Origin of the sequence: Streptomyces sp. NPDC017225 (genome assembly GCF_044331465.1) — a bacterium.
Lineage (GTDB): Bacteria > Actinomycetota > Actinomycetes > Streptomycetales > Streptomycetaceae > Streptomyces.
On record NZ_JBIRNE010000051.1, the window covers coordinates 1 to 3,176 of the forward strand.

The 3,176-nt window shown below is 54.6% G+C and carries 2 rRNA genes; both read right to left on the bottom strand.

Annotated features, from left to right (window positions below):
• A 23S ribosomal RNA gene (locus ACH4NX_RS38295) occupies nt 1-2,589 on the bottom strand; the annotation flags it as partial.
• Between the two features lie 328 nt (nt 2,590-2,917).
• Nucleotides 2,918-3,176: ribosomal RNA gene (locus ACH4NX_RS38300) — 16S ribosomal RNA — on the bottom strand; the annotation flags it as partial.

The following is a 3,176-nucleotide window of genomic DNA, read 5'->3' on the forward strand; positions in this document are numbered from 1 at the left end:
TCTCACAGTCAAGCTCCCTTGTGCACTTGCACTCGACACCTGATTGCCAACCAGGCTGAGGGAACCTTTGGGCGCCTCCGTTACATTTTGGGAGGCAACCGCCCCAGTTAAACTACCCACCAGGCACTGTCCCTGAACCAGATCATGGTCCGAGGTTAGAGGTCCAATTCGATCAGAGTGGTATTTCAACAACGACTCCACGATAACTGGCGTCACCGTTTCACAGTCTCCCACCTATCCTACACAAACCGAACCGAACACCAATACCAAGCTGTAGTGAAGGTCCCGGGGTCTTTTCGTCCTGCCGCGCGTAACGAGCATCTTTACTCGTAATGCAATTTCGCCGAGTCTACGGTTGAGACAGCTGAGAAGTCGTTACGCCATTCGTGCAGGTCGGAACTTACCCGACAAGGAATTTCGCTACCTTAGGATGGTTATAGTTACCACCGCCGTTTACTGGGGCTTAAATTCTCAGCTTCGCTCCCGAAGGAACTAACCGGTCCTCTTAACCTTCCAGCACCGGGCAGGCGTCAGTCCGTATACATCGTCTTACGACTTCGCACGGACCTGTGTTTTTAGTAAACAGTCGCTTCTCACTGGTCTCTGCGGCCCCACCCAGCTCAGACAGTACATGTCGTCACCAGACAGGGCCCCCCTTCTCCCGAAGTTACGGGGGCATTTTGCCGAGTTCCTTAACCATAGTTATCTCGATCGCCTTAGTATTCTCTACCTGACCACCTGTGTCGGTTTGGGGTACGGGCCGTGTGAAAGCTCGCTAGAGGCTTTTCTCGGCAGCATAGGATCACTGAATTCGCCTCAATCGGCTACGCATCACGTCTCAGGCTATGTGTGACCCGGATTTGCCTAGGTCACGCCCTACACGCTTACACCAGTATTACCACTGACTGGCTCAGCTACCTTCCTGCGTCACCCCATCGCTTGGCTACTACCAGATCAGGTCCCATGCATCCACCAACTCGAGACCCGAAGGTCTTCTCGTGGCTTCAGGATGGTTAGTATCACTGATTCACCATGGGCGCGTTCACACGGGTACGGGAATATCAACCCGTTGTCCATCGGCTACGCCTGTCGGCCTCGTCTTAGGTCCCGACTCACCCTGGGCGGATTAACCTGGCCCAGGAACCCTTGGTCATTCGGCGGACGAGTTTCTCACTCGTCTTTCGCTACTCATGCCTGCATTCTCACTCGTGTGGCCTCCACGGCTAGGTCACCCTGCCGCTTCCATGGCCACACGACGCTCCCCTACCCATCCACACACCTGCCAGAAAATCCTTGGATCAACTGGGGGCTATTGCGTGAATGCCGCAGCTTCGGTGGTGTACTTGAGCCCCGCTACATTGTCGGCGCAGGATCACTTGACCAGTGAGCTATTACGCACTCTTTCAAGGGTGGCTGCTTCTAAGCCAACCTCCTGGTTGTCTTCGCGACCCCACATCCTTTTCCACTTAGTACACGCTTAGGGACCTTAGCTGGCGATCTGGGCTGTTTCCCTCTCGACTACGAACCTTATCGCCCGCAGTCTCACTGCCGCGCTCTCACTCACCGGCATTCGGAGTTTGGCTGATTTCGGTAAGCTTGTGGGCCCCCTAGACCATCCAGTAGCTCTACCTCCGGTGAGAAACACGCGACGCTGCACCTAAATGCATTTCGGGGAGAACCAGCTATCACGGAGTTTGATTGGCCTTTCACCCCTACCCACAACTCATCCCCTCAGTTTTCAACCTAAGTGGGTTCGGTCCTCCACGACGTCTTACCGTCGCTTCAACCTGGCCATGGGTAGATCACTCCGCTTCGGGTCTAGAGCATGCCACTACGATCGCCCTATTCGGACTCGCTTTCGCTACGGCTACCCCACACGGGTTAACCTCGCGACATGCCACTAACTCGCAGGCTCATTCTTCAAAAGGCACGCCATCACCCCCAGCAGTAAACTGCTCGAAGGCTCTGACGGATTGTAAGCGCACGGTTTCAGGTACTATTTCACTCCCCTCCCGGGGTACTTTTCACCTTTCCCTCACGGTACTAGTCCGCTATCGGTCACCAGGGAGTATTCAGGCTTATCGGGTGGTCCCGACAGATTCACACCAGATTTCACGGGCCCGGTGCTACTTGGGTTTCCATTACAACAGTCACAAAGTTTTCGTGTACGGGATTCTCACCCTCTACGACAGGCCGTTCCAGACCACTTCCACTAACCCTGTGATTTCTTACTGTTGGCCTGCTCGGCAGAACAGACAAAATGAACCCCACAACCCCACGAATGCAACACCTGCCGGCTATCACACACCCATGGTTTAGCCTCTTCCGCTTTCGCTCGCCACTACTCACGGAATCACGGTTGTTTTCTCTTCCTGTGGGTACTGAGATGTTTCACTTCCCCACGTTCCCTCCACACGCCCTATATATTCAGGCGCGGGTAACACGACATCACTCGTGCTGGGTTTCCCCATTCGGACATCCTCGGATCACAGCTCGGTTGACAGCTCCCCGAGGCTTATCGCAGCCTCCTACGTCCTTCATCGGCTCCTGGTGCCAAGGCATCCACCGTACGCTCTTCATTACTTACAACAAAGATGCTCGCGTCCACTGTGCAGTTCTCAAACAACACACAACACTCAGGCTCCAAGCAGACACCAACAAGAAAAAATTCTTGCGGTATGACCGCGCCTGAACATTGTCGTTACTTCCTAGAGAGGAAACACTCGCGTGTTCTCTCAGGACCCAACAGTATGCCGATATAATTTGTTCTCCCACCAGCACTGAGGCCGGCAGTAACGAAAACGAATGCTTGTCAGCGTCCACCCATGAGCAACCACCGTTCCACATACGGGAACGAAATGGCCTCTGCTTTCCTCAACCACACCTGTGTGCAGCGAGCGAAAGAGATGCTCCTTAGAAAGGAGGTGATCCAGCCGCACCTTCCGGTACGGCTACCTTGTTACGACTTCGTCCCAATCGCCGATCCCACCTTCGACGGCTCCCTCCCACAAGGGGTTAAGCCACCGGCTTCGGGTGTTACCGACTTTCGTGACGTGACGGGCGGTGTGTACAAGGCCCGGTAACGTATTCACCGCAGCAATGCTGATCTGCGATTACTAGCGACTCCGACTTCATGGGGTCGAGTTGCAGACCCCAATCCGAACTGAGACCGGCTT